Annotated in this window: 25 protein-coding genes; 19 read left to right on the forward strand and 6 right to left on the reverse strand. The window is 52.0% G+C overall.

The window, feature by feature from the left end; genetic code table 11:
* Window positions 1-100 precede the first annotated feature (100 nt).
* Window positions 101-967, forward strand: coding sequence for a polyamine aminopropyltransferase (speE, locus tag AC55FS_RS00590; protein WP_496934120.1), 867 nt, complete (start codon window positions 101-103; stop codon window positions 965-967).
* Between the two features lie 48 nt (window positions 968-1,015).
* On the opposite strand, the gene AC55FS_RS00595 is transcribed toward speE, so the two are convergent.
* On the reverse strand, window positions 1,016-1,423 hold the full coding sequence (locus AC55FS_RS00595) for a c-type cytochrome (protein WP_496934121.1): 408 nt from the start codon (window positions 1,421-1,423) through the stop codon (window positions 1,016-1,018).
* 317 nt (window positions 1,424-1,740) lie between these two features.
* Between AC55FS_RS00595 and AC55FS_RS00600 the strand changes: the two genes are divergently transcribed.
* The 10 genes from AC55FS_RS00600 (at window position 1,741) to moaE (ending at window position 10,834) form a co-directional block, all read left to right on the forward strand.
* A complete protein-coding gene (locus tag AC55FS_RS00600; protein WP_496934122.1) occupies window positions 1,741-1,917 on the forward strand; it encodes a YnbE family lipoprotein in 177 nt (58 codons plus the stop codon).
* A gap of 13 nt (window positions 1,918-1,930) precedes the next feature.
* On the forward strand, window positions 1,931-2,254 hold the full coding sequence (locus AC55FS_RS00605; RefSeq protein ID WP_496934123.1) for a YdbL family probable chaperone protein: 324 nt from the start codon (window positions 1,931-1,933) through the stop codon (window positions 2,252-2,254).
* 13 nt (window positions 2,255-2,267) lie between these two features.
* A complete protein-coding gene (locus AC55FS_RS00610) occupies window positions 2,268-2,864 on the forward strand; it encodes a LemA family protein (protein WP_496934124.1) in 597 nt (198 codons plus the stop codon).
* 3 nt (window positions 2,865-2,867) lie between these two features.
* Window positions 2,868-4,784 carry a M48 family metallopeptidase gene (locus AC55FS_RS00615; protein ID WP_496934125.1) on the forward strand — a complete coding sequence of 639 codons (1,917 nt, stop codon included), beginning with the start codon at window positions 2,868-2,870 and terminating at the stop codon, window positions 4,782-4,784.
* A gap of 139 nt (window positions 4,785-4,923) precedes the next feature.
* Window positions 4,924-7,965 (forward strand): hypothetical protein, encoded by a 3,042-nt coding sequence (locus AC55FS_RS00620; protein WP_496934126.1) that lies wholly within the window; start codon window positions 4,924-4,926, stop codon window positions 7,963-7,965.
* A 113-nt stretch (window positions 7,966-8,078) separates the two neighbouring features.
* Window positions 8,079-9,110: a GTP 3',8-cyclase MoaA gene (gene moaA / locus AC55FS_RS00625; protein ID WP_496934127.1), complete on the forward strand. Its 1,032-nt coding sequence runs from the start codon at window positions 8,079-8,081 to the stop codon at window positions 9,108-9,110.
* A gap of 18 nt (window positions 9,111-9,128) precedes the next feature.
* Window positions 9,129-9,665, forward strand: coding sequence for a molybdenum cofactor biosynthesis protein B (moaB, locus tag AC55FS_RS00630; RefSeq protein WP_496934128.1), 537 nt, complete (start codon window positions 9,129-9,131; stop codon window positions 9,663-9,665).
* Complete coding sequence (gene moaC, locus AC55FS_RS00635) at window positions 9,658-10,134, forward strand: cyclic pyranopterin monophosphate synthase MoaC (RefSeq protein WP_496934129.1); 477 nt, start codon at window positions 9,658-9,660, stop codon at window positions 10,132-10,134. The genes moaB and moaC overlap by 8 nt, the downstream gene beginning before the upstream one ends.
* A complete protein-coding gene (gene moaD / locus AC55FS_RS00640) occupies window positions 10,131-10,370 on the forward strand; it encodes a molybdopterin converting factor subunit 1 (RefSeq protein WP_496934130.1) in 240 nt (79 codons plus the stop codon). Before moaC ends, moaD begins: the two co-directional genes overlap by 4 nt.
* A 2-nt stretch (window positions 10,371-10,372) precedes the next feature.
* The gene (gene moaE, locus AC55FS_RS00645) at window positions 10,373-10,834 is read left to right on the forward strand and encodes a molybdopterin synthase catalytic subunit MoaE (RefSeq protein WP_496934131.1); all 462 of its coding nucleotides are present in this window, start codon (window positions 10,373-10,375) and stop codon (window positions 10,832-10,834) included.
* On the opposite strand, the gene AC55FS_RS00650 is transcribed toward moaE, so the two are convergent.
* From AC55FS_RS00650 to AC55FS_RS00660, 3 genes are all read right to left on the reverse strand, one after another.
* Window positions 10,803-13,067 carry a putative bifunctional diguanylate cyclase/phosphodiesterase gene (locus AC55FS_RS00650; protein ID WP_496935928.1) on the reverse strand — a complete coding sequence of 755 codons (2,265 nt, stop codon included), beginning with the start codon at window positions 13,065-13,067 and terminating at the stop codon, window positions 10,803-10,805. The genes moaE and AC55FS_RS00650 overlap by 32 nt on opposite strands.
* A 147-nt stretch (window positions 13,068-13,214) precedes the next feature.
* Window positions 13,215-14,330 (reverse strand): PilT/PilU family type 4a pilus ATPase, encoded by a 1,116-nt coding sequence (locus AC55FS_RS00655; RefSeq protein WP_496934132.1) that lies wholly within the window; start codon window positions 14,328-14,330, stop codon window positions 13,215-13,217.
* A gap of 11 nt (window positions 14,331-14,341) precedes the next feature.
* Window positions 14,342-15,376, reverse strand: a complete 1,035-nt coding sequence (locus AC55FS_RS00660) for a type IV pilus twitching motility protein PilT (RefSeq protein ID WP_496934133.1) — start codon at window positions 15,374-15,376, stop codon at window positions 14,342-14,344.
* 79 nt (window positions 15,377-15,455) lie between these two features.
* Here AC55FS_RS00660 and AC55FS_RS00665 point away from each other — a divergent pair, with 79 nt between their 5' ends.
* From AC55FS_RS00665 to AC55FS_RS00685, 5 genes are all read left to right on the forward strand, one after another.
* A complete protein-coding gene (locus AC55FS_RS00665) occupies window positions 15,456-16,145 on the forward strand; it encodes a YggS family pyridoxal phosphate-dependent enzyme (RefSeq protein ID WP_496934134.1) in 690 nt (229 codons plus the stop codon).
* A gap of 64 nt (window positions 16,146-16,209) precedes the next feature.
* On the forward strand, window positions 16,210-17,040 hold the full coding sequence (proC, locus tag AC55FS_RS00670; protein ID WP_496934135.1) for a pyrroline-5-carboxylate reductase: 831 nt from the start codon (window positions 16,210-16,212) through the stop codon (window positions 17,038-17,040).
* Between the two features lie 9 nt (window positions 17,041-17,049).
* Window positions 17,050-17,646, forward strand: a complete 597-nt coding sequence (locus AC55FS_RS00675; RefSeq protein WP_496934136.1) for a YggT family protein — start codon at window positions 17,050-17,052, stop codon at window positions 17,644-17,646.
* 79 nt (window positions 17,647-17,725) lie between these two features.
* Window positions 17,726-18,925, forward strand: coding sequence for an S-methyl thiohydantoin desulfurase family protein (locus AC55FS_RS00680; RefSeq protein WP_496934137.1), 1,200 nt, complete (start codon window positions 17,726-17,728; stop codon window positions 18,923-18,925).
* Window positions 18,918-20,501: a PAS domain-containing sensor histidine kinase gene (locus AC55FS_RS00685; RefSeq protein WP_496934138.1), complete on the forward strand. Its 1,584-nt coding sequence runs from the start codon at window positions 18,918-18,920 to the stop codon at window positions 20,499-20,501. The genes AC55FS_RS00680 and AC55FS_RS00685 overlap by 8 nt, the downstream gene beginning before the upstream one ends.
* Here the strand turns inward: AC55FS_RS00685 and AC55FS_RS00690 are convergent.
* Window positions 20,479-21,699, reverse strand: a complete 1,221-nt coding sequence (locus tag AC55FS_RS00690; protein WP_496934139.1) for a polyhydroxyalkanoate depolymerase — start codon at window positions 21,697-21,699, stop codon at window positions 20,479-20,481. The genes AC55FS_RS00685 and AC55FS_RS00690 overlap by 23 nt on opposite strands.
* A 213-nt stretch (window positions 21,700-21,912) precedes the next feature.
* Between AC55FS_RS00690 and AC55FS_RS00695 the strand changes: the two genes are divergently transcribed.
* Window positions 21,913-22,230: an Mpo1-like protein gene (locus tag AC55FS_RS00695; protein WP_496934140.1), complete on the forward strand. Its 318-nt coding sequence runs from the start codon at window positions 21,913-21,915 to the stop codon at window positions 22,228-22,230.
* Here the strand turns inward: AC55FS_RS00695 and AC55FS_RS00700 are convergent.
* Window positions 22,224-23,600, reverse strand: coding sequence for an MATE family efflux transporter (locus AC55FS_RS00700; RefSeq protein WP_496934141.1), 1,377 nt, complete (start codon window positions 23,598-23,600; stop codon window positions 22,224-22,226). The two genes, AC55FS_RS00695 and AC55FS_RS00700, sit on opposite strands and share 7 nt — an antisense overlap.
* A gap of 174 nt (window positions 23,601-23,774) precedes the next feature.
* Between AC55FS_RS00700 and AC55FS_RS00705 the strand changes: the two genes are divergently transcribed.
* Window positions 23,775-24,494, forward strand: coding sequence for a DUF481 domain-containing protein (locus tag AC55FS_RS00705; protein ID WP_496934142.1), 720 nt, complete (start codon window positions 23,775-23,777; stop codon window positions 24,492-24,494).
* Between the two features lie 138 nt (window positions 24,495-24,632).
* Window positions 24,633-25,223 carry a DNA endonuclease SmrA gene (gene smrA / locus AC55FS_RS00710; RefSeq protein ID WP_496934143.1) on the forward strand — a complete coding sequence of 197 codons (591 nt, stop codon included), beginning with the start codon at window positions 24,633-24,635 and terminating at the stop codon, window positions 25,221-25,223.
* The last annotated feature ends 22 nt before the right edge of the window (window positions 25,224-25,245 follow it).

A 25,245-nucleotide genomic window follows, 5' to 3' on the forward strand; every position in this document is an offset into this window, starting at 1 on the left:
ATCAAGGGCTTGAGTTATTGTGGCGCCCAATTGTACCCCTGAAGATCAGTGCAGCAATATCTGTGCTGATGCATTTCCTCATGCAGTGAGATGAATCGCTATGACACACCCCCTGGCTAACGGCTGGTTTACCGAGATTTTTGAGCAACAAGGCTCAGCGTTTTCACTCAAGGTTCGTGCTCATTTGGAGCAAGTCACCAGTGAGTTTCAAACCATTGATATGTACGACACCGAGACTTTCGGCAAACTGATGGTGATCGACGGCTGTACTATGGTCAGCAGCCGGGAAAATTTTGTTTATCACGAGATGATGGCCCACGTGCCTTTGTTTGCTCACCCAGCTCCTAAACGGGTGGCCATTATCGGCGGTGGCGATTGTGGTACCTTGCGTGAAGTGTTGAAACATCCCGATGTCGAGGTCGCTTATCAAATTGATATTGATGAGCAAGTGACTCGTATGGCGGAAAAGTACTTTCCTGAACTGTGTGAATCCAACCAGGACCCTCGCGCTCACATCCTGTTTGCCGATGGCATCGACTGGATCAAGCAGCGTCCTGCGGGATCATTAGATGTCATTATAATCGACAGTACTGATCCGGTGGGCCCAGCCGAAGGGCTGTTTGCCGTGGATTTCTATCGTGACTGCATGCGCACCCTGGCTGATAATGGGGTGGTAGTTCAGCAAAGCGAATCACCGCTGTATCACAGCGACAGCATCATTAAACAGATTCACCTGGATATGTCGACGGCGGGCGCGAGCAGCAGTCACACCTTCCCCTTCCCACAGGTGATTTACCCATCGGGTTGGTGGAGCTGCACACTGGCCTGTAAAGGTGGTGATGCCAGCGCGTTTCGTATCGAAGATGCCGCCAGCAAGGCCTTTACTACGCAGTATTACAACGCCGAAATCCATGCCGCAGCGTTAGCATTACCCGAGTTTATGAAGCGCTCGCTACAACTCGATTAACGGACACAAAAAAGCCGCTCCTAAGAGCGGCTTTTTTACTATCAGACCTTATTCACGGCCTGACATAAACTTGATCGCTGCCAAGATTTCATCGTCAGAGCAATCAATACAGTTGCCTTTCGGAGGCATGGCGTTAATACCATTAATGGCGTTCTGCCAGGTCTTATCCATACCCTTGCTCAGGCGCTCATCCCACGCAGCTGTGTCGCCATTTTTTGGCGCACCTAAAATTCCGCTACCATGACAAGCGGTACATGCCGTGTTGTAGATCTCTTCACCCGAACGCGGCGCACCACCAGCAACGACCGGTGCACCGCCACAATCAGCACCAACACACACTTCACCGACGGGCTTAATGCGCTCGCGGATTTTTTCAGCTTCGCTGTCGGTCAACGCAATGGCCTGAGCAGCTACAACCGCTGCGGCTGCCAGAATCAGTGCTTTCAGTTGTTTCACGTAACTGTCCTCTCTTAAGCTATCTCGGCATGGCGTCTGCACACGGACACGAAAACCGCCCCGTCAGGACAGACTCCTGATTTGTAGTCGGGCGATTATAGCGGTATTTGCTGGGGGATTAAATTGACGCAACTCCAGTGCGCAGCGAACTCTCAGTAAAAACTGCCTCTAAAGCTCGATAGCCTGTCAGTCTGAACGCGCACTAGAACACAGCATCAGCGCGAAAGGCTTGCATTCAAAGCCGCCATCGCTAGAGTGACTTTTTAACCACAGACAGACCCACGGGCTGAGCTGCCGCGGGGATAGGAAATCAATGCATGAAAAAACTGTTACTGCTGGGCCCCTTGCTGGCGCTTGCAGCCTGCACGGTCAAAATGGAAGCACCCGATAAACCCATCACCATCAACCTCAACGTCAAAATTGAACATGAGGTGCGGGTCAAGGTAGAGAAACAGCTGGATGACCTGTTCCAGCAAGAAGATGAGCTGTTCTGACGTGGAGATGACAATGATGATACGGACACTATTTGCCACTACTCTGCTAATGCTAAGCAGTCACCTGTGGGCGCTCGAACTGGACCAGGCCAAACAACAAATGCTGGTGGGCGAACAGCGTGATGGCTACCTTGGATTATTGGTTAAAGATCACAATGACGCTGCCCGTTTGGTACAGAGCATCAACCGTAAGCGCCAGCAGAAGTATCAGGAAATTGCCGACCAACAAAAAACATCACTGGCGAATATCGAAAAAATTGCCGGTGAAAAGCTGACGGCCAAAGCTGCCGCCAGCAATACCGCTTATCAAACTGCCGACGGACTGTGGGCAAAATAACGGAGACACGGTTATGGAAATATCAACCATTGTAGTGCTGGTGGTCATCGCCTTGCTGGTGGTGTATGTCATTGGCATATACAACAAACTGGTGACCTACAAAAACCGCTACCAAAACAGCTTTGCGCAAATCGAAGTGCAGCTGAAAAGACGCTACGACCTGATTCCAAACCTAGTTGAAACCGCCAAAGCCTATATGCAGCATGAGCGCGACACATTAGAGGCCGTGATTAGTGCCCGCAACGAAGCCGCTGCCGGTTTAAAGGCTGCAGCTCAGTCACCGGGCGGCAAGGCTGCCATGCAGCAGCTAGCAGGAGCCGAAGGGGCATTGGCTGGCGCATTGGGACGCATGAATGTGGTGATGGAGGCATATCCCGATTTAAAAGCCAATCAAAACATGATGCAGGTGAGCGAAGAGCTGACCAGTACCGAAAACAAGGTATCTTTTGCTCGTCAGGCCTTTAATGACGCCGTCACCACTTACAACACCTACCGTCAATCATTTCCACCTGTGGTGTTTGCCAACTTCTTCGGCCATAGCAGTGATGCTGAGCTACTGGAGTTTGCCGACTCAGCAGAAATTCAGGCTGCACCCAAAGTGTCGTTCTAAGCGATGGATTTTTTCAGCCAGCAAGACCAGGCCCGTAAACGCACGGGCCAATTGATATTGCTGTTTGGCCTGGCCGTATTGGCTCTCACCGTGCTCGTCAATTTAGTGGTGATTGCTGCCTTATGGGGATTTGAATACAACAGCGCCGACCAAACAGGTGTGGCACAAAGTTTGGTATCGAAAGTCTCTTGGCAGCAGTGGGTGGCAATCAGCGCCGCGGTGATTGGCGTGGTTGTCTGTGCCAGCTTATTTAAGTGGCTGTCTCTGCGCGGCGGTGGCCAGCGCGTAGCGGAAATGCTGGGTGGACGCCTGGTACCACCTAACAGCAATGATTTTTACCAGCGCCGGTTGCTGAATGTGGTCGAAGAAATGGCCATTGCCGCCGGCATGCCTGTGCCACCGGTTTATGTTCTTCCTGACCGCAGCATTAACGCCTTTGCTGCCGGCTACCAACCTTCTGATGCGGTCATTGGCGTCACTCAAGGGACCATTGAACAGCTGTCTCGAGAGCAACTGCAAGGCGTGATTGCCCACGAGTTCAGCCATATTTTTAATGGCGATATGCGCCTCAATATTCGCCTGATGGCCATTCTGTTTGGCATCTTGTTTATCGGCCTGATAGGCCGATTCATGCTGGATGCGGCGATGCACAGCCGCAGTCGATCCAGCAAAGAAAACAACACCTTGCCACTGTGGGCCGTGGGCTTAGCGCTGATTGTTATTGGTTACAGCGGCGTGTTTTTTGGCAACTTGATAAAAGCTGCGGTATCACGCCAGCGTGAGTTTTTAGCCGATGCTTCAGCGGTGCAGTTTACCCGCAACCCAGATGGCATTGCCGGCGCGCTAAAGGTAATCGGTCATGGCGCGGGTAGTGAGATATCCAGCTCTGAGCGCGAAGAAACTGCACATATGTTTTTTGGTCAAGCTGCTCCCTGGCGCTTTCATTGGTTTCTGACCCATCCTCCTCTACCTGAACGAATTCGACGATTGGATAAACGTTGGGATGGTCGCTATCTAGCACCGCAAAGCCAGCAACAAGCGCTGCAGGAAAGTCCGGAATTAGCTGGGCTTGATAACAGCCAGCTGGTGGCTGGAGTGGCCATGGTTGCAGCCGGTCAGATGACTGCCACTACACAGGTTTCAAACGACGAGAACGAGCAACCAGCAGAGCAGAAACAGCAGCAAGCGTTGGCTATTTTGACCGACGCGGCTCACGACCCATATTCCGCTAGGGCCTTAGTGTTCACCTTACTGCTGGCACCGCCTTCGCAAATGGTGCACGAGCAGCAACTTGATATGGTGCGCCAGTTTCAGGGACAGGACAGTTATCAATCAGTTTTGCGCTGGCTGCCCTATTTATCAGATTTAGAAGACAGTCAGCGGTTGCCCTTGGTTGAGAAAGCGATTCCAGCGTTAAAGCAGCTGTCACCTAGTCAGTATCAGGACTTTCGCACCACGCTAGTCAAATTGGCCAAAGCCGATGGCACCATAGATGTCTTTGAATGGTGTCTGTACCGGCTGGTATTACAGTACCTGGAGCCCGTATTTGGTGAGATCAGCCCGATCAAAGCCCGCTACCGCCAATTCAGCCAAATCGAGCAATCGGCTGCATTGGTGTTGAGTTATCTGGCCCATTACGGTCACGACAACCAAGCCCAGGCACAGCAGGCGTTTGAACAAGGCTGCAAAGCCGCCGCGTTAACGCTGACACTGCAACCCAAGGAGCAGCAGTTCAAACCACTTAACGAGGCGCTAACCCAGTTACAACAAGCCTACCCGCACCTAAAGGGACGCTTTATCAAAGCCTTGGTGACGTGCGCCAAAGCCGATCAACAAGTGCGAGCGGTGGAGATGGACCTGGTGAGAACACTGGCAGCACTGCTCGAAACCCCAGCGCCAGAACTGACACTGGCCGACTAACTAAAGGTTTGCTGCGCGCGGTTGTAACCAATCGCGCCACCCTGTATCAATCGCGTCGTTTTGCGACGTGCACCATGTCGGCCAATGTCCCCCGATGACTATAATCGGCGCCTTTTCGATATTTAGGGAGGGCGCCATCATGTCTTGGAAACTTCATTCACTACTCATCCTCACGTTAGTGCTAAGCGGCTGTGGCGGCTCCTCTGGTGGCGATTCTCGCGGCGAGGATAACCCTGCTGCAACAGCAGACGCAGGAGCGGATCAGGGAAATTCAACGTCTGACCACAACTCTGAAGAGACCGATCAACAGGTCTCCGATAGCAGCAGTGACGGCGACACAGCGACAGGCAGTAGCGATAATCCAGCCACAGAACCAGATATCGACCAGAGCCCTGATGGTGGATCCACGACCGATAACGATGGCGATACTGCTAGCGACGACCAGGATAACGACAAACCGGCGGCCAACCTGCAACTGAGCAGCACAGCAACAACAGTCCATTGGCCAGTAAGCCATATCGATATCCAAGCCAGCTACGATAACACCGCAACCACCAAGCTCAGCTGGCAGGTGAGTGGTCAGTCAGTCGTCACTGAATCCATCGAGCAAGGCGTGCGATTAATGGCTCCAGCCGTTGGCCGCTATCACATCAGCGCGACGTTAAGCAGTGGCGACGACGCTGAACATGTGCAGCAGAGCTTGCAAATAGAAGTATTGCCGCAGGATTTGGCACATTTATCAGGCAGCCCATTAAGCACACAACAGCAACAACAGCTCGATCAACTGATCCTCAATGCTGCGCAACAACCTGCGCAGCAACATCCTCGTTTATACGGCAGCAACCAACAGTGGTTTGCAGCACTGCAACAGATCGAACAGTTCGATGCTAACTGCCAAGTGCCAGGACCGAATTCCGGCTTAGGTACGATCAATAATATGAAGGACAGCTGGCAGAACCTGTTGATGGGCGGCATTGCCTGCCACAACAACCTGCCAGCAACGCTATCAGAGCACCGTGATGCCAAGCGTTATTTGAACGATGAAATCCAAACCAATCGGGTAGCCGATAACAATCTACGTTTTCGTATGATTCACTTGCTGCGCAGAGAGCTGTTTTGTGATCAGTACGCCTACCCGTGCCAATTTGAGCGCAGTGATGTGCTGAATTTTGCGCAAAAGTTTCTCGCCACTGAATTTAAGCGTCTGCACGACGCGCCTAGGGCAACCATTGCCCCCAAATGGGCAGCAGACATTGGCATGCCCGCCGACTATCGCTTTAACAAATACTGGCACATGGCCAACAGCAGCGAATTTATGGTGTTGGATGCCGCACCTGCATTCCAGTTCTGGACTCTGGTGTTAGATGTTTTTGATAACAGCCCTTTGATCTCTGATTCCGATGAAGCGTATCTGCGCCAGGAGCTGGAATACCAGATCGACAGCTATCTAAAACAATACGAGCATCAGCATTGGTCTTTGTACAACGGCAACAACTGGACGGTAATGCTCAACACGGCGGCATTGCACTGGGCGATACTCAACTATCACGAGCAAACCGAAAAAGCCCAACAGGTGTTAGCGGCCGTATTGACTACTAACTGGTTACATCGCGAATTTTTCCTTGCCGATGGTGGTTATCTAGAAGGTGCCAGCTACGCGGTGCTGACATCCTATCCCTATGTCTTGTTGCAGAATCAATTACTGATGGCTGCCTTTGGCCAGCCAGTGCACAGTTTTAACTGGCTGCGCGGCCCAAAAATCGCCAGCTGGTTAGTGGACTCTGTGCTGCCTGATAATCGTTTTGTTGATTTTGGTGATGCCTGGGCAAAAACCGGCTTATCGAGCCATATGGCATTGCAATTGATGTATCCGGGTAACGTCCTCAATCGAAGCGACTTAAATCCGCCAATCGACGCCTGTGAACTACAACGTTACTTCAGCCATAGTTACTACGACGTCCCTTTTTATGATCCTTGGCAAGTCACCCCCATGGTCTTTCGTGACTGGCAAAATGAAGTCACGGCCTGCCAGCAACACTCTCAAGTATCGCGGCTGGCCATTTACCCTGACTCGGGTTTAATGCGTTTAGACCTGATGTCAGATACGCCACTGTCGCAGCAGGCCACCGCTGAGCGCCCCTTTTATTTGCAAAGTCGACACAGCACTCTGGTTGCAACCACGACAGCAACCAATACGCCACATCGAGAAATGGACGTTGGCGGTATCATTTGGGCGGCGCATGGCAGTCGATTATTAGCCGACATGGGCTACGGGCGCATTGCACGTAACTACTACGAATACGATGTTTTCCACCAGGTGGCAGGCTATTACAACCATATCGATCATATGTTAGGTGCCAATACACTGGTTTTACCCGAAGCCTTCTATAGCTATGCCGACCATGAAAATCGTCAGCGCTACCAGTATCGTGGTCAGTCTTATGGCCATGGTGGCCAATTAGAACAGCGTACCGTGAGTGGTGTTGCCGCGGTACGCGTGGATGCCAGCGGCCCCTATCGCGACGGAGACGTTGGTAAATTTGCTCGCCCCGCCAATGAAGGACATTTACAGCAATATGAGCGCTGGGCTATTCCCGTCGGCAACCTGGGTTATCTGCTGGTCGATCTAGTGCAAGCTAAAGCCGATCAAACCACACAGGCTGAGCAGTGGTTCCAAATTCCTATCGATGACAACGACAAGTGTGACAGTGGCACTTCGATTACAGTAAACCTGGAAGTGAAAAATTCCCAACAGCTGCATTTAACGCCGAAGTGCAATCAGCTGAGCCGTGCCGATAACTCTGACATCAGCGCCAATATTCACGCTCTGTCTCAACGCGGTGGTCGCTTCAGCACGGATATCCCGGACTATTGGCCCAACGTTGAGCCGTTCCGCAGTGATAGCGTAAAACTCGTCAACGGTATCGCCACATTACAACTCACTAACCAGGTGAATCAAAAAGAACAGCGACAACTGGTGCGTTGGCGGGCAGCCAGTCCGTTTGCCAGCGACATACGCCTGTTCTTCCTGCAAACCTCGGCGGACGGACAGGCCATGCCAACCGTTAGCCTGCAATCCCAAGCCTGTGCAGAACATTACTGTGCTCGCCTGCAGGTGGCAGATCAAAGCTTACTGATCAAAGCCAGCCAGCAAAATGGTCTGCTCACTCTGCTGCCGTAAAGCGCTGCAGAGAATCCCTGTGTTCAATAGCGTCGTCCGCGGCGCTATTGAAATCGCTTTGCACCGCCGTAGAATGATGGTTCAAGGGTCGGTCATGGCCGCGACACTCGCCTATGAATGGCCATTCCCGCTGGCAACCACTCAAGGTGATGATGTCCTTGCAACCCATTCCCCTGCAGCCTTTGCACGATAATCACGGGCGACAATTTTCTTACCTGCGGCTATCGATCACAGATGTGTGCAACTTTCGCTGCCACTACTGCTTACCTAACGGCTATCAGGGAGATGGTGAGCCGCACCCACTGTCTCTGGCTGAAATCGACCAGATCGTGCAAGCGTTTGCCGCCACCGGCACCCGCAAAGTACGCATTACCGGCGGCGAGCCGGTGTTACGCCGTGACCTGATTGAGATTCTGCGCCAGATTAAACGCACCCAGGGGATAGAAAGCGTCGCTTTGACCACCAATGGTTACAAACTGTTAGAGCATATCGACGCTTGGTATGAGGCGGGTCTCGATCAGCTCAATGTCAGCATCGACAGTCTGGACCCAAGGGCGTTTCAAGCCATCACCGGCCATCACCGTTTGCAGCAGATCTTGGCTGGCATCGAACGCGGCCTACAGCTGGGGCTGCCGATCAAGGTCAACGCCGTATTACTGGCCGATCAACCGCAGCAACTGAGCGAATTTTTGCATTGGGTCAAACGCACGCCAGTGACGCTGCGCTTTATTGAGCTGATGGAAACTGGCGATCAGCCCGACTATTTTGCGCGCCATCATGTCAGCGGCGAAAGCATTAAACAGCAACTGCTGCAGCAAGGCTGGCAGCCGCTCACGCGCGGCCCCCATGCCGGCCCGGCACAGGAGTTTGCTCATCCCGACTATCTGGGCAACATCGGTCTGATCATGCCGTACAGCCGCCATTTCTGCAGCAGCTGCAACCGTCTGCGCATTTCGGCCGCTGGCAAATTGCATTTATGTCTGTTTGGCGAACATGGCCATGACTTGCGCCCGCTGATGCGTGCTGAGCACCAGCTCGAATTGCAACAGCGGCTCAGAGAGCTGCTACAACTCAAAGCCGCCAGCCACGATTTACATCAAGGCAATACCGGCGCCATCAAACATTTTGCTATGATCGGCGGCTAATTGCGCCAGGAGTCAGTTATGGCAAACACCTACACAGATCAGGCGATTGGCCTCAACATCGCCGTCCTGACGGTGTCCGACAGTCGCACCGAGGACACCGATAAAAGCGGACAGCTGCTTAGCGAGCGGCTGATAACCGATGGGCATCAGCTAATCGACAAACGCATCGTGGCGGACGACAAATACCGCATCCGTGCGCAAGTCGCGCAGTGGGCGGCCGACGATATCACCCAAGTCGTATTGGTCACCGGTGGCACTGGCTTTACCGAGCGCGATTCCACACCCGATGCCATCGCTCCACTGTTTGATAAAACCGTCGATGGCTTTGGTGAACTGTTCCGCCAGATTTCGTATCAGGAAATTGGCAGCTCAACCATTCAAAGTCGCGCCATCGCGGGTTTCTCTAACGATATGTTGATTTTCTGTTTGCCAGGTTCGACCAATGCCTGTCGCACCGCCTGGGATAACATCATTGCCGATCAATTGAACAGTCAGCACAAGCCCTGCAACTTTGTATTGCGGTTAAAACAGCTCAAGGAGCCTTGCAATGGGTGAGTTTTCTCATATCAATACCGATGGCGAAGCCAACATGGTGGATGTCAGTGGCAAAGAGGTCAGCCACCGAGAGGCTCTGGCCGAAGGCTTTGTAGTCATGCAAAGCGATACCCTGCAGCGCATTCTCGATGGTGGCCACGATAAAGGCGACGTGTTTGCCGTGGCTCGTATTGCCGGTATTCAAGCCGCCAAGCAGACCGCGCAATTGATTCCGCTGTGCCACCCATTAATGCTGTCAAAAGTGGCGGTTGAGTTTGAACCACAGCCCGATCAGCAGCGCGTGCGCATCATCGGGCGCTGTAAATTAAGTGGCCAAACGGGTGTAGAAATGGAAGCACTCACCGCGGTTTCGGTGGCCGCTTTAACCCTGTTTGATATGTGCAAAGCTCTGGACCCAGCCATGCGCATTGATGCCATTCGGGTATTGGAAAAGCGCGGTGGTAAAAGCGGTGACTGGAGTGCGCCATGAAGGTGTTAATTTTTGCTGCTCTGCGCGAGCAGCTGGGCTGTCAGCAACTAGATCTACAGGCTAATACTGTCGCTGAATTACGCCAGCAGCTGCAGCTGCGTTGGCCAGAACATACCTCTCAATTGTCCCCCGAACAAGCGTTAGTCGCGGTCAACCAAGCACTGTGCGACGATGAAGAGATAACGCTACAAGACAACGATGAAGTCGCCTTTTTCCCGCCCATGACCGGAGGCTAAGCATGAATTTAGTGCAGGTTCAGCCACAGGACTTTGTGGTTGGCGATGAATACCAAGCGCTTAGTTCAGACCCAAGGGCCGGTGCAATCGCCTTATTTGTCGGCCAGGTCAGAGACATGAATCTCGATGCCGATGTGGAAGCATTGGAACTTGAGCACTACCCAGGTATGACTGAGCGCTGCCTTCTGCAAATCGTGGAGGCCGCTCAAGCGCGCTGGCCATTGCTCGGTTATCGGCTGATACACCGTTATGGCAAGCTGCAGCTAGGTGATCAGATCGTGCTGGTGGCGGTTAGCAGTATGCACAGACAGGCAGCATTTGATGCCTGCCAGTACATCATGGATCGGCTAAAAACCGATGCTCCGTTTTGGAAAAAAGAGCACACCCGTTCAGGCCAGCGCTGGCTACAAGCAAAAGCCTGCGATCAACAGGCTAGAGATAAATGGCAGGACTCTCACGAATAAAGACGGCCAGCTCTGCAGCGGGCATCGGCCGAGCAAAGTGATAACCCTGATAACGGTCACAGCCATCTTTAACCAGCATATCTTTTTGGTCGGCGGTCTCCACCCCTTCAGCCAACACTGACATGCCATAGTTTTTACCGATGGCAATCACACTCTGGGCCATTTTATGGGCCGTCTGATCGGTGCGAATATCATCGATAAAGCTCTTATCAATTTTCAGTTCGTCGATTGGCAATAGTCGCAAAACACTGAGCGATGAATAGCCCGTACCAAAATCGTCTAACGAAATGCGCACCCCCATGTCGTGCAGTTCATTCAGAATCGGCAATACCATTTGCAGATCCTCAATAAACACACTCTCGGTAATTTCCAGCGTTAGCAAGTGAGGTTGCAATCGATAGTGGTCGATCTGTTCACGTATGCCATCCACAAAACCGGCCTGCAAAAACTGCTTCACCGAGATATTAATGGCGATGTCGAAATTCTGCCCCAAATGCTGCTGCAACAAGGTCATTTCGCGCATCGCCGTGCTGACCACAAACTCGCCGATAGCCGGCATCAGGCCTGTAGTTTCTGCAACGCCAATGAACTCATCCGGCGGCACAAATCCCAGCTCGCTGTCTTTCCATCGGATCAGCGCCTCAACGCCAAGCATACGCCCATCGTGACTCACTTGAGGTTGATACACCATAAATAGATGGCCGCCCGACAATGCCGAGCGTAACCGCTGTTCGATTCTAATTTTGCGCAGGTAACCGGTTTCCATTTCATCATGATAAAAATGCACCGCATTGCGCGCTTTTTTAGCCTCATGCATGGCGATGTCAGCAGCGCGCAATAAGTCGTTCATACTGCGGCCATGTTGCGGATAGCGTGCGGCACCAATGCTGGCACCGAGCTGGAAGTTAAAACCATAAACCGCATAATCACGCGACACTGACTGAATGATCGCCTCGGCCCTCCTGCGAACTTGCTCCTGATCTTGCAAAGTCATTAACAAGATAAATTCATCACTGCCCAATCGAGCTAAAATTTCCCCGTCCTGCACATGGCGCTGCAATCGATGGGCGAGCTCTATTAATACCTGATCACCACAGTCATGACCGAAACTATCGTTAACGCCCTTAAAGTTATCCATATCGATAAACATGACATAAAAGCTGCGCTCTTGATCCATCCAGCCATGCACATGTTCAAGCAGGTAGTTGCGGTTCGGTAAATTGGTTAAGCCATCGTGATTAATGGTGTGAAATAGCTGCTGGCGTTGCTGATGCTCAGCCGAGGCGATAGAGCGAAATAGCAGAAATAGCACCAATACCAATCCAGCATAGACCGCGGCGTAGAGCGCTATCCGACCACTGAAACCCTGACGCAGGGCGTGCTCTGTTGTTTCTGACAACACCCACAAACTATACTCGGGCAAAAACATCGCAGCCCCAAGCAAAGGTTCGTTTTCTCGCTTTAAACGGTAACTCCAGGCTTGCTGACGACTGCGCATGGTCGCTAGGTCAATGCCATTGTGCTCCTGTAACGCTCGTTCAAATAACCGCACAGATGCCGTTGGCAACGGCTGTTTATAAAGCGCCTTGTCACTGTGTTCACCATCGATAAACTGTAAATAATTATCGTGCGAACGCAGCAACCAGATTTTTCCGCCTGCCTGCCCCTGTCGCTGCAATAACTGTGACGCCGCTGACAAATCAATGGCTGATGACACCACGGCCAATACCTGACCGCGTTCGTCTCTTAATGCCTTACGCAGAGGGATAATCCAGCGCTGCAATGAGGGCACTTGATAAGTTCTGCCAAGCACCATTTGAGTACTATGCAGAGTACGTAAGAAGGAATCGCGAGTGTCTTTGTGTTGCAGCAAATTGTGCAGTTTGGTGATATCGATATTGCTGCTCACCAGTAAAAATTCACCCTCTGCATTGCTCACACCTAATCCCATCAACACAGGATTAACATCTAAAAAGCGATTCAATATAGCAATGTGTTGCTGGCTAGACAGAGAGTCATCGGTGCTTAGTAATTCGCTACCTAGCACATCCAGCAGCTTCTCTTCCGTCGCCAACACGCTGCGCGTGACTTCGGCAATCAGCTCGGTACGACTGTTATACGCTTGCAACTGTTCCTTCAGCTGGACGTGCCAACTGTAACTGATAATGGCTGCCAGAATGCCCAATCCACCCAGGACGATTAGGACAAACAAGCTCCAGATATTGCGTCGCATAAGCGCCAAGCAGCACCACCTTAGTATTCCGCCAGACCGGCTCAATGTTCAAAGCGCGGATTGTCGCATAAGCATAGCCGAAGGGCAGTGTTTAGCTGTTGCTGCAAAAAGATACCCGGCGCAGTTTGCTGCGCCAGGCGAACAGGATCAGTCTTGGATACGCAAATTACGAGTCGCACCATCGAGCTGATCAAGATCGGTCTCAGAACCGAGTTTGATCATCAAGCGCAAGTCATTTGGAGAGTCCGCATGGGAAATGGCATCTTCGTAGGTGATCTCGCCCTGTTCATATAGGTAGTACAAGGCCTGGTCGAAGGTCTGCATGCCCAATTCATTTGACTTACGCATAAGCGGTTTCAGCTCATGAACTTCGCCTTTGCGAATCAAATCAGCAGCTAATGGCGAGTTAATCAGCACTTCCACCACGGCTCGACGGCCTCGCCCATCTGGTGTTGGAATCAACTGTTGGGCAACAATCGCACGTAGATTGAGGGATAAGTCCATCCAGATCTGACTGTGCCGCTCCGGCGGGAAAAAGTGGATAACCCGTTCCAATGCCTGGTTAGCGTTGTTAGCGTGCAACGTGGCCAAACATAAGTGACCGGTTTCGGCAAAGGTCACTGCATGTTCCATGGTATCGGGTGAGCGAACCTCACCAATCATGATCACATCAGGGGCCTGGCGCAGACAGTTCTTCAGGCCGATTTCAAACGACTCAGTATCCAGTCCCACCTCACGCTGCGTAATGATGCAGTTGTCGTGACGGTGTACGAACTCAATCGGATCTTCAATACTGAGAATATGGCCTTTGCTGTTGTGATTGCGGTGGCCAATCATGGCTGCCAATGAGGTAGATTTACCCGTACCCGTGGCACCTACGAAAATAATCAGGCCACGTTTTTCCATTGCCAGATCTTTGATCACATCCGGCAAACCCAAGTCATCCACTTTGGGAATCTGAGTTTCGATACGACGCAACACCATGCCAGCCACATTGCGTTGATAAAACGCACTGGCACGAAAGCGGCCAATACCACTGGCGTTGATGGCAAAGTTGAGCTCTTTTTTCTCTTCGAACTCTTCCTGCTGCTTTTGATTCATCAGGCCCAGAACAATATCTCGTACCTGCTCAGCACCCAAGGCAGCACGGGTCAACGGCATAATAGTGCCGTGTACCTTCATGGAAGGGGCGATACCTGCGGTAATAAACAGGTCGGATGCCTGTTTATCTACCATCAAGCGTAAAAACTTATCCATAGACATAAGCGTTACCCTTAGAAGTTATCCGGCACTTTAGCTTTCTCGCGTGCCGCTTCGCGGGAAATCATACCTTTCGACATCAGGTTCTGCAGGCACTGGTCCATGGTCTGCATGCCGTATGCCCCACCGGTCTGAATGGAGGAGTACATCTGCGCAATCTTGTCCTCACGAATGAGGTTACGAATCGCCGGTGTGCCCACCATGATCTCATGGGCAGCCACTCGTCCACCACCATTTTTCTTCAGCAGTGTCTGCGCAATTACCCCTTGCAGTGATTCAGACAACATTGAGCGCACCATGGATTTTTCTTCCGCAGGGAACACGTCGACAATACGGTCGATGGTTTTCGCAGCTGAGCTGGTGTGCAATGTGCCAAATACTACGTGGCCGGTTTCTGCTGCCGTCAGTGCCAAACGAATGGTTTCCAAGTCACGTAGCTCGCCCACCAGGATTACATCGGGGTCTTCACGCAAGGCGCTACGCAGGGCTTCATTAAAGCCCAAGGTATCGCGGTGAACTTCCCGCTGGTTAATCAAGGCTTTTTTAGATTCGTGTACAAATTCGATCGGATCCTCAATGGTCAGAATGTGATCGTATTTGTTCTCATTAATATGGTCGATCATGGCGGCCAGGGTGGTCGACTTACCCGAGCCGGTTGGGCCTGTCACCAATACGATCCCGCGTGGAATGTTCGACAGATCTTTAAACACTTGCCCCATTCCTAATTGGTCCATGGTCAGAACCTTGGAAGGAATGGTCCGAAATACAGCACCGGCACCACGGTTGTGGTTAAAGGCGTTGACCCGGAAACGCGCAACACCCGGCACTTCGAAGGAAAAGTCTGTTTCCAGAAACTCCTCAAAGTCCTTACGCTGCTTATCGTTCATGATTTCATACACCAAAGAATGGACTTCTTTATGTGCTAAAGCCGGTAAGTTAATGCGGCGCACATCGCCATCCACCCGGATCATCGGCGGTAAATCCGCCGACAGATGCAAGTCAGACGCGCCTTGCTTTGCACTAAAAGCCAACAGTTCGGTGATATCCATGCAGTCTCCTACGCGCCGTGCGCAAACGGCGCCTTCGTTTTATCATTGCTTGCAGACAATCCTAAACCAAGCCTAAGCAATGTCCACACTCGAACAAAGCTATCAAGCGGTACAGCAAAGAATAGACAACGCCTGCAAACAATCCGCCCGTAATCGCTCTGAAGTCACATTACTGGCGGTCAGTAAAACCAAACCTGCATCACTGGTGCGCCAGTGCTATCAGCTAGGTCAGCGGGCCTTCGGTGAAAACTATTTACAGGACGCAATGGACAAAATTGAGTCACTGGCCGATCTCACCGATATCGAATGGCACTTTATTGGTCATCTACAAAGCAACAAGAGTCGAGCGGTCGCCGAGCACTTCCATTGGCTGGAAACGCTAGACCGCTACAAGCTGGCCAAACGACTCAGTGAGCAACGACCAGCGTCAATGCCAGCGTTGCAGGTACTACTGCAGGTGAACATCAGCGCCGAAGAGCAAAAGTCTGGTGTATTGCCACAACAGTTAGCACAGCTGGCTCAGCAAGTGGCTGACCTTCCCCACCTTACTTTGCGGGGGTTAATGTGCATCCCCGAAGCTAGCAATGATGACACTGTGCTGCGCCAGCAGTTTCAGCAGATGCAGCAGTTATTAGAGCAATTGCGGTCGCAGTACCCGAGCATGGACACATTATCGATGGGTATGTCATCGGATCTGGAACTCGCCGTTGCTTGTGGCAGTCATCAAGTAAGGGTAGGCACAGACATCTTTGGCGCTCGCAACAAATAATGCCGCCCTTGCCGCCACCGACTTGGATACCTAAACTCGCAGCAAATACATAAAAGGAACGACAATGACACACGTGGCTTTTATTGGTGGAGGCAACATGGCCGCTGCCATCATTGGCGGCCTAGTACGCCAAGGTGATATGTCCGCCAGCCAGATCCATGTCAGCGATCCAAATGAACAGCAGCGCCAGCAGCTAGCTGACAACTATGGCGTACAGGTGTATGCCGACAATGAGCAAGTCACCGCTAAGGCCGACGTGGTAATTCTGGCGGTTAAGCCTCAGGTTATGAGTCAGGTGCTGGCACCTTTGCAAGCACAGTTAAGCGAACGTCAACCGCTTCTGATCTCGATTGCTGCCGGCATAGATATGGCTTCACTGGCCCATTGGTCAGGCTGCCAAGCCATTGTGCGATGCATGCCCAATACCCCGTCACTGGTTAATTACGGCGCCAGTGGCTTATTTGCCAGTAGCCAGGTGAGTAGTGAGCAGCAACAACTGGCAGATACCTTAATGAAAGCCGTGGGCATAACCGTTTGGGTACAGCAAGAAGCCGATATCGATACTGTGATCGCCGTTTCTGGCAGCGGTCCAGCATATTATTTCCTGCTGATGGAATCCATGATTGAAGCGGCCATCGCTATGGGTATGGACGCTGAAACAGCCCGCCAACTGACGTTGCAGACCGCAGCAGGGGCTGCTGAAATGGCTCGTCAGTCCGATGTACTTCCCGACGAACTGCGTCGCCGTGTGACCTCTCCGGGAGGCACCACACAGCAAGCCATCGCCACCTTTGAAGCGGCGCATTTACGCGACGTGGTATCTGCCGCAATGCAGGCCGCCAGTCACCGTGCAGCAGAAATGACTCAAGAATTAGGCGCCAATACAGAAAAATAAGGAAAGCGTATGTCTCCCTTGATGCAGGTCGGCCTGCTACTCATCAATACTGTTGGCAGCTTGTTTGCTCTAGTCGTACTGATGCGTTTTTTATTGCAACTGGTACGGGCCGATTTTTATAACCCTATTTCGCAATTTATTGTTAAAGCGACCAACCCGTTACTGCTGCCACTGCGCCGTGTGGTGCCAGGCTTAGGTGGACTCGATCTGGCTTCGTTACTGTTGGCCTGGGTGGTGCAGTGCATCTACATTGGTGTCATCGCCATGATGCTTGGCTTTGGATTGCCTTGGCTCAATATACTGGTATGGGGCACCATCGGATTAGTGAGCCTGGTATTCAGCGTTTATTTCTGGGGCTTACTGATCGTCGTCATTGCCTCTTGGATTGCGCCTAACTCTTATAATCCGGCATTGATTCTGATTAACCAGCTGCTAGAACCGGTGATCGCGCCGATTCGGGCGAAAATGCCAGACATGGGCGGCCTCGATTTATCACCTATGATCTTTATCCTGGCGCTGAAAGTCGCGGAAATACTGCTACTCACGCCCTTGTATCAACTGGGCCAGGTTCCAATGCAACTGTCCAATGTTGTCATCGGCTTATAGAGCCAACGGCTGCCGCCATCGCCTGCGGCAGCAATCCTAGTTATCATGCTTGGCCATTGTCAGTATCAAGGATCGAAGCATGAGACAGCCAAGGCGGGCTCAAGCGCTTAACAAACAAGACCTAATGGCGCTGATTGAAGGCGCCTGTTTTATGGCTTCGGGCGGCGGCGGCCCGAAAAGCATGGCTTACCAGTTTCTGCATAAGATGCAGGGGCAAGTAGCTCTGCAAGATGCTACGCACTTAGCCGATGACGACCGCAGCCTGACAGTGGTTGGATTTGGCTCCCCTGTAAAAGTGAAACAAGGTCATGGCTTCAGCGCACCCATCAACGCATACCACGCATTGGCCGAGCACATCGAACAAGCACCGACTTACCTGCTACCGGGTGAAATCGGCGCCGTTAATGCCCTATTACCGTTTTACGTCGCCGACTATTTCAATCAGCAGCAGCAAAGGTCAATCGCTGTCATTGATGCCGACCCCTGTGGTCGAGCGGCCCCAAGGCTGGATGAAATGTTATTGGCCTTGTCCGGCCAAAGCTGCACCCCTGCAGCGATTGCATCCGATAGCTCTGTCACAGATCCATCCGAGTTTTGTCAGCGCCTGTTTATCGAGCCACACAGCCCTGCGCAACTGGAGCTAAAAGCACGACAAGACATTACCAGCCCTGCTTTCAATAGCATTGCTGGCATGGCGTTGTTTCCATTAACCGGGCACTTTATCAAAACAGTGGCTGCGGACTATTTAGTACAAGGCTCCATCAGTCAGGCCATTGAAATCGGCCAGGCGTTATTGCAGCAGCATAGCGACGGTCAGCTTGAAGAAGTTCTGTACAGTCACGGCTTAGCAAACCGCTGTGTCGTCACGGGTCAAATAACCCAGCTTAAGCACGATACTCGTGGAGGTTTTGATGATGGCAAGCTAGTGATCGAAGGCAATAACGGCCAGACCTACTGGGTGTTTGTCCGAAACGAGAGCTTATTGCTTTGGAACGACAGCCAAGTATGCATTGAAGCGTCGGCGCCAGATTGCATCAATATGCTCAAACACGACGCCAACGGTCAGCGTCTGTCAATTTCTGCAGCAGAACTCGAAATTGGACAAACCATCACGGTTTGGGCTGTTGCCGCTCCCACACAGGTGCGCGCTCAACCCGAATCTATACGACTTTTTTCTGAAGATATCTTCTCAATACTAGACAAGTTCCCTAGCGATAACGCCAGAATCAAGTACAGCCATTACCGGCCGCTGTCGCAGCGGCAGCAGAGCCATGCCTGAAGATGACAACAAACGTCTAGAGCAGCATCTGTTTGCTGAAATCTGGGCCAACTCTCCCGATAACATGTTCATCCTTGAAGTGGGTGATGACGACTTCTTTTTGGTCAATACCAACTCGGCCCAAAAAGCCACACTAGAGTTGGTTGGTAACCTGCCACGGGGCCAGTCGCTGAAAAGCTTGCTACCAGCTGAGCTATACCAAACATCAACCCAACGCTATCGGCAATGTGTAGAACAGCGTCGTCCACTGCAATATGAGGAAAAGGAATCTTTTAGCAGTCATGACGGCCGTGACCACTACTGGAGCACATTACTTTCGCCCTTATTTGATAATGATGGGCGAGTGGCACATATATTTGGTGTCGCCCGAAATGTTACCCGGCTGAAGCACGCGCAAGTGCAAGCTGAGGCTGCCAGCGCGGCCAAAACCGCCTTCCTAGCCAACATGAGTCACGAGCTGCGTACGCCCTTAAACGGAATCAGCGGTGCCGTAGAGCTGTTAGAACAGTGTGACGATGCCAATGAACGGCGTGAACTGTGTGCCCTCATTCGTTCGTCACTTGATAGCATGACGCAACAAACCAACGATATTCTGGAGTTTTCTCAACTGGAAAAAGGTCAGTTAGAGCTGCGGCAAGAAAACATGCAGATCACCGCTGTTGCCAATGATGTGTGCGCCCAACTTGACCCTTTACGGCGCCAATATGACGTTAGCCTGAGCTGTAACATCGACCCTAATATTCCTCATATCCTGGTGGGAGATAGCGAGCGGCTAAAGCAGATTCTGCTGAACTTGCTCAGCAATGGCATCAAGTTCTCCCCAGCAGGCGACGTCTGCCTAAGCATAGACCTGATTAAATTGCGACCAGAGCAGGCACATATTCGGGTTCGAGTTGAAGATACCGGCATAGGCATAGCGTCTGATCAGCAGCAGCAATTATTTGAGCCTTTCACTCAAGTTGATAGCTCCACCACCCGGCAGACATCAGGCAACGGCCTAGGGCTTGCTATTTGCCGTGATTTGGTCGAAGCCAAAGGCGGCAGCATTTCCGTTCGCAGCACTCCCGGGCAAGGCTCAACCTTTGAGGTTTTGTTGGCTTACGACCTGGCCGAGGGGCTGCGACAACAGCTTCAACCTGCCGCCAGAGCACTGCCGACAAACCTCAGCGGGCATGTGCTTTTGGTGGAGGATAATAAAACCAATCAACTGGTCACTAGCAAAATACTGCAACGCGCCGGTCTGACAGTGACTCAAGCACAGCATGGCCAACAAGCCATCGATCGCTGCTGTCGCCAACGTTTTGATCTGATCTTAATGGACTGGCATATGCCAGTCATGGATGGCCTGCGCGCCACTCAGGTAATACGCAGGCTGGACGATTACTACCAGACAGTGCCGGTACTGGGATTAACCGCTAGGGGCTTAGCAGAAGACCGCATTGCCTGTATCGCGGCGGGCATGAACGATGTCCTGGTTAAACCTTTAAATGCAATAAAGCTGATAAACCAAGTGCAACGTTTGCTATCTGAAGCGGAGATGATGTGTTCCAAAGCTAGCCCGAATGGAGCTGCATAAAGGCTTTAAGCTGTGGTGCTATTTCTTCGCGAAAGCGACGACCATTAAAGATGCCGTAATGCCCCACGCCCTCCACTTCTAGGTGACACTTTTTTGCTACCGGTATTCGAGCGCAAATAGACAGAGCCGAGGCGGTTTGACCACGACCTGTGATATCATCCAGCTCACCTTCAACCGTCATCATGGCCATGCTTTCGATGGCCTGAAGATCCACCGTCTGGCCGCGATGTTGTATCAGTCCGCGCGGCAATTGATGTTCCAAGAAAACCCGGCGTATGGTTTCTAAATAATAATGCGCTGGCATATCCATCACCGCCAAGTACTCGTTATAAAACGCCCGATGCGCCTCAGCACTATCACCGTCACCACGAATCAAATCATTAAAGAACTTAAAGTGTTTGCTTAAATGGTTATCGATATTCATCGACATAAAACCCGAAAGCTGAATAAAACCCGGGTATACCAACTGCCCCTGACCAATAAAGCCCCGTGGCACCTGACAAATAACGTTACGCTGAAACCACTCGAGATCTTTACCCGAAGCGTAATCATTGACGTCTGTAGGACTTATGCGGGTATCCACCGGCCCACCCAGCAACGCCATCGAGCGTGGCACTTCAAGCCCTCGTTCTGCCATCACTGCTGCCGCCACTAACGCAGGAACACAGGGCTGGCATACGGCGACAACATGGGTGTCAGGGCCAAGAAAACGGAAAAACTCGATCAGATAATCAACATAGTCATCAAAGTGAAAGCCGCCATGTTCTACTGCAACATCACGTGCGTTGCGCCAGTCGGTGATATACACCTCATGGTCAGGCAAGAACTCGCGCACTGTGCCTCGCAGTAATGTGGCATAGTGACCCGATAACGGCGCAATCATTAAAACCCGCGGCTGACCTTCAGCGATATTTGAACGTTTAAAGTGCACAAGCTGGCAATATGGCTTGTCCACTTCAACGTCATACTCAAGGTGCAAGGTTCGACGTTTAACCTTAATTTCATCCAACTGCCATTCAGGCTTGTCATATGAATCGGTCAAACGCTCAAACAGCTCCACAGAGGCGCGCAAAGTGCGCATGCTCCAGCTGGCATTCAATGGGTTCCAGGGCTGATACAACCACTGTCTGGTTTGGCGGGCGATCACATGCCAGGGCTGCATTACCCGCGCCATACCGGCATTGATTTGATAAAGCATGTGGCACCTCGGTTATTCAGTCACGACCGCTAAACGACAAAGGGCGGATAAAAAATAAAGACATCAATACGAGCTTAGCAGCCCTGCAGCAAAGCAAAGTTTTAAGCACGCGAATAACCGTATCGGGTCGCTAACATTGTCCCGAATGGCCAGTTCAGATGAAAGCTTGTTGGTTTAAGCTGATAAAAAAAGACAATAAATGAGGGGGCAGCAATGCCAAAACCCGCCGTAACATCGCGTTTTCAGTCATTTGCCGAGTTCTACCCTTATTATCTGAGCGAACATGCGCACCCTATGTGTCGGGCACTGCACTACAGTGGCAGCCTGTGTGCACTCGCCATCACGGTGATAGCCATCATCACCAGTAATGGCTGGCTACTGCCATTGGCGCTATTGGCTGGCTATGCCCAGGCCTGGGTCGGCCACTTCTTTTTTGAGCACAATCGACCGGCGACCTTCCAATACCCGCTGTGGAGCTTTGTTGCCGATTGGGTCATGCTGAAAGACTGGCTTAGAAAGCACCATCACTGAGCCACAAAACGACGCCCCGCTAAGGTCAAAGAGCCGCGATTTCGCAGTCGTTGTGCCATCCACCAAACGCCAGCACCGGCGACTAAATTTCCCGTGGCAGCGCCCAACAGCAATCCTAGGTACCCCTCTCCAACAACAGCTCCCAGCTTTAGGCCAAGCCAAGCGCCAGGCAGATAGAGCGCAAATAAACGCACACCATTCATCCACATAGACAGCTGGGTATGTTGCAGCGAGTTAAGTGCGGCATTGGTACATAACACGATGCCAAGGCCGGCATATCCGAGCGGCAGGCAACGTAAAAAACCAACCACATACTCCTGAACCTTAGCTTCAGGTGAGAATAGCTGGGCCAGCCACGGCGCCATCAACCACAGCACTAGACAAATGGCTAGCTGCCAGCCCAGCACAAAGCGAAAAGACAAAAACAACCCCTGCCAAACACGCGGCCATTGATCAGCCGCGCGGTTCTGCGCCACAAAGGTTGGCAAGGTCGATGTCAGCGCTAACACCACGACAATAGCGAAGGGCTCGAGACGCATGCCAACACCAAAGCCAGCCACCGCCTCGTCCCCTAGAGGGGCGACCCATAGCAGTAATACCGCTGCAGCAACCGGCACCAGCATGTTGGTAATCATGGCGGGAATTCCCAGCCCCAGTAGCCGCTTCCACAAGGTTAAGACAGCACCGGGAACCAAACCTTGCCAGCTTAAAGCACCCGTTTTCAGTTGATGGGATAGCACCACACCGATGACCAGCAACCAACACAAGGCGCTTGCCAATGACGCGCCTCCTATGCCCATCGCGGGTAGTGGTCCGAGGCCAAAAATGAGCAGCGGATCGAGCACTGCATTCAGCAAGGCCGCCGCCATCATCATACGCGATGGTAAACGGGTATTACCGACGGCACGTAGGGCGCTGTTTTGAATCATCATCGCCATCATCAGCACCGAGCCTGGCCACCAGAACTGCATATAACGCCAGATTTCAGCTCGCACCCCTGCATCAGCCCCGAGCATGGAAAACAGAGTGTCGTTCAACAATACGCCGATGACCGCCAGAGCAGTGCCAAGCACCAAACCCAACAGCAATGCGCCAGTGGCAGCATGGCGTGCACCAGTATCATCACCCGCACCTACTGCTTGAGCGATCAAGGCCGACGCTGCGATGCCGACACCGATGGCGAGATTCATCACCACTAGCGTTACCGGCAAAGCAAACCCCGCAGCAGCCAGGCTGTTCGTTCCCAGTAAGCTGATAAACCAGGTATCCACCAGATTAAAAAAGAACACCGCGACAATGCCCACCACCATTGGCTGCGTCAGTTGATAAAGCACTTTCGGCACGGGCTCGTTCAATATGTTGTGTCGCACTGGTTTCCCCTTGAATAACGGCTGGCCATACTCTAGCTCAAAGTCTTGCAATACACGCGTGTCGGAAATTGTATGGACTGTTGCAGCCAACGGCCGCTACCGATAACCTGCCGTCGGTCTGTTTCTGGTCATATGATCCCCACTTTTCGACCACGGGGACTGGAGTCTGCATTAATGAAAACCTGCTTACCTTGGCTGGCCCTGATCGTCAGTGGCAGCTGTCTTGCTGAGGACACCGTAGAGGAGGCCAAACCCGCCTGGAGTGGCTCAGCTGAGTTGGGCTCCCTGTATACCTCAGGCAATACCGATTCCAGCACGCTCAATGGCAAAGCAAGCATCAAGCACGAGGGCAAGGTGTGGGACAAAACCTTGAAGCTGGCGGCGCGGAATAGCAAAGAGGACGGTGAGACATCAAAGGAAAAGTACAACGCCGAGCTGCAGCTGGATCGCAATTTCAGCAAACGTTCTTATCTGGCATCTTTAATCAAGCAAGAACGTGATCGCTTTTCTGGTTTCCAGTACCAAACCACCGTTGCCGTTGGTTATGGTTATCGCGTACTCACAGATAAAGAACTCAAGGCTCATATCGAAGTAGGCCCAGGTTATCGTCGCGACAAAATCGATGATTCACGCATCGTAGAAGAGGAATGGATCGCTCGCTTGGCTGGCAAACTCACGTGGTCGATCACGCCATCCGTGCAACTGATACAGGAAGTGAGTGCCGAACCCGGTCAAGACAATAGCGTTTACGAAGCTGAAACCAGCCTTAAGAGCCAGGTGGTGGGCGCACTGGCCACCAAAATTAGCTATTCCGTGACTTACACGGATAAAGTGCCTGACGACAACGTTAACACCGACCGTGAGTTTGGCCTGACACTGGTCTACAGCTTTTAGTACCCCAGTATTCACCCTAGGGAATAGTAAAATAGCGCATCATTTTGCTATTCCTTGTTTTATTCATGGATTTAAAGCTGATAAACAAGTGTTCAGACTGCGGTATTATTATCAGGCAGTGTGAATAAGGGTGTATCCATGGCTGACTCAGACGACGATTTATTCTTGCAAGAAATGCAGGGGGTAAAACCGCTGGCGCAACGTCAACGTGTGGAACTGCGTCGCCAGGATGAGCTGGCAAAAGCCAATGCCCAAGAACGCCGCCGGGCCGCCAGCAGTGAACAGCCGAAAGTTGATCCCAATCACCTGCAAACGTCCGACGTCGATCGTATCGGCCCACACGATATATTTGGCTATAAGCGTCCCGGCATTCAGGATGGTGTGTATCGCAAGCTCCGTCTTGGTAAATACGAGATAGAAGCTCGCCTGGATTTACACCGTAGAACCATAGAGCAGGCGCGCCGAGAGGTGTTTCGTTTTGTCGCCGATTGTCTTGAGCATGATCTACGTACGGTTCTTATTATGCCCGGCAAGGGCGACCGCAATATGGAAGACCCTGCCCTATTAAAAAGCTATCTGGTGCACTGGTTGCAACAATTGGACGATGTGCAAGCCTTCCATACGGCGCAGATCCACCACGGCGGTAGCGGTGCTTTTTATGCGCTGCTGCGTAAAAGCGACCGTAAAAAGCAAGAGTCTCGCGAGCGCTTCAGCAAAGGCCGGCTGTAGCTAACCACTCAGCCCTAACAGA

This window comes from Bacterioplanes sp. CLAM21 (genome assembly GCF_059641015.1).

Coding starts and splice junctions, on each gene's coding strand:
- AC55FS_RS00605 (WP_496934123.1), top strand. CDS start 1,931: ATGATGATACGGACACTATTTGCCACTACTCTGCTAATGCTAAGCAGT.
- moaE (WP_496934131.1), top strand. CDS start 10,373: ATGAATTTAGTGCAGGTTCAGCCACAGGACTTTGTGGTTGGCGATGAA.
- AC55FS_RS00650 (WP_496935928.1), bottom strand. CDS start 13,067: ATGCGACGCAATATCTGGAGCTTGTTTGTCCTAATCGTCCTGGGTGGA.
- AC55FS_RS00610 (WP_496934124.1), top strand. CDS start 2,268: ATGGAAATATCAACCATTGTAGTGCTGGTGGTCATCGCCTTGCTGGTG.
- AC55FS_RS00600 (WP_496934122.1), top strand. CDS start 1,741: ATGAAAAAACTGTTACTGCTGGGCCCCTTGCTGGCGCTTGCAGCCTGC.
- AC55FS_RS00695 (WP_496934140.1), top strand. CDS start 21,913: ATGCCAAAACCCGCCGTAACATCGCGTTTTCAGTCATTTGCCGAGTTC.
- AC55FS_RS00615 (WP_496934125.1), top strand. CDS start 2,868: ATGGATTTTTTCAGCCAGCAAGACCAGGCCCGTAAACGCACGGGCCAA.
- AC55FS_RS00665 (WP_496934134.1), top strand. CDS start 15,456: ATGTCCACACTCGAACAAAGCTATCAAGCGGTACAGCAAAGAATAGAC.
- AC55FS_RS00655 (WP_496934132.1), bottom strand. CDS start 14,330: ATGTCTATGGATAAGTTTTTACGCTTGATGGTAGATAAACAGGCATCC.
- moaB (WP_496934128.1), top strand. CDS start 9,129: ATGGCAAACACCTACACAGATCAGGCGATTGGCCTCAACATCGCCGTC.
- smrA (WP_496934143.1), top strand. CDS start 24,633: ATGGCTGACTCAGACGACGATTTATTCTTGCAAGAAATGCAGGGGGTA.
- moaC (WP_496934129.1), top strand. CDS start 9,658: ATGGGTGAGTTTTCTCATATCAATACCGATGGCGAAGCCAACATGGTG.
- proC (WP_496934135.1), top strand. CDS start 16,210: ATGACACACGTGGCTTTTATTGGTGGAGGCAACATGGCCGCTGCCATC.
- moaA (WP_496934127.1), top strand. CDS start 8,079: ATGAATGGCCATTCCCGCTGGCAACCACTCAAGGTGATGATGTCCTTG.
- speE (WP_496934120.1), top strand. CDS start 101: ATGACACACCCCCTGGCTAACGGCTGGTTTACCGAGATTTTTGAGCAA.
- AC55FS_RS00690 (WP_496934139.1), bottom strand. CDS start 21,699: ATGCTTTATCAAATCAATGCCGGTATGGCGCGGGTAATGCAGCCCTGG.
- AC55FS_RS00620 (WP_496934126.1), top strand. CDS start 4,924: ATGTCTTGGAAACTTCATTCACTACTCATCCTCACGTTAGTGCTAAGC.
- moaD (WP_496934130.1), top strand. CDS start 10,131: ATGAAGGTGTTAATTTTTGCTGCTCTGCGCGAGCAGCTGGGCTGTCAG.
- AC55FS_RS00685 (WP_496934138.1), top strand. CDS start 18,918: ATGCCTGAAGATGACAACAAACGTCTAGAGCAGCATCTGTTTGCTGAA.
- AC55FS_RS00660 (WP_496934133.1), bottom strand. CDS start 15,376: ATGGATATCACCGAACTGTTGGCTTTTAGTGCAAAGCAAGGCGCGTCT.
- AC55FS_RS00705 (WP_496934142.1), top strand. CDS start 23,775: ATGAAAACCTGCTTACCTTGGCTGGCCCTGATCGTCAGTGGCAGCTGT.
- AC55FS_RS00680 (WP_496934137.1), top strand. CDS start 17,726: ATGAGACAGCCAAGGCGGGCTCAAGCGCTTAACAAACAAGACCTAATG.
- AC55FS_RS00675 (WP_496934136.1), top strand. CDS start 17,050: ATGTCTCCCTTGATGCAGGTCGGCCTGCTACTCATCAATACTGTTGGC.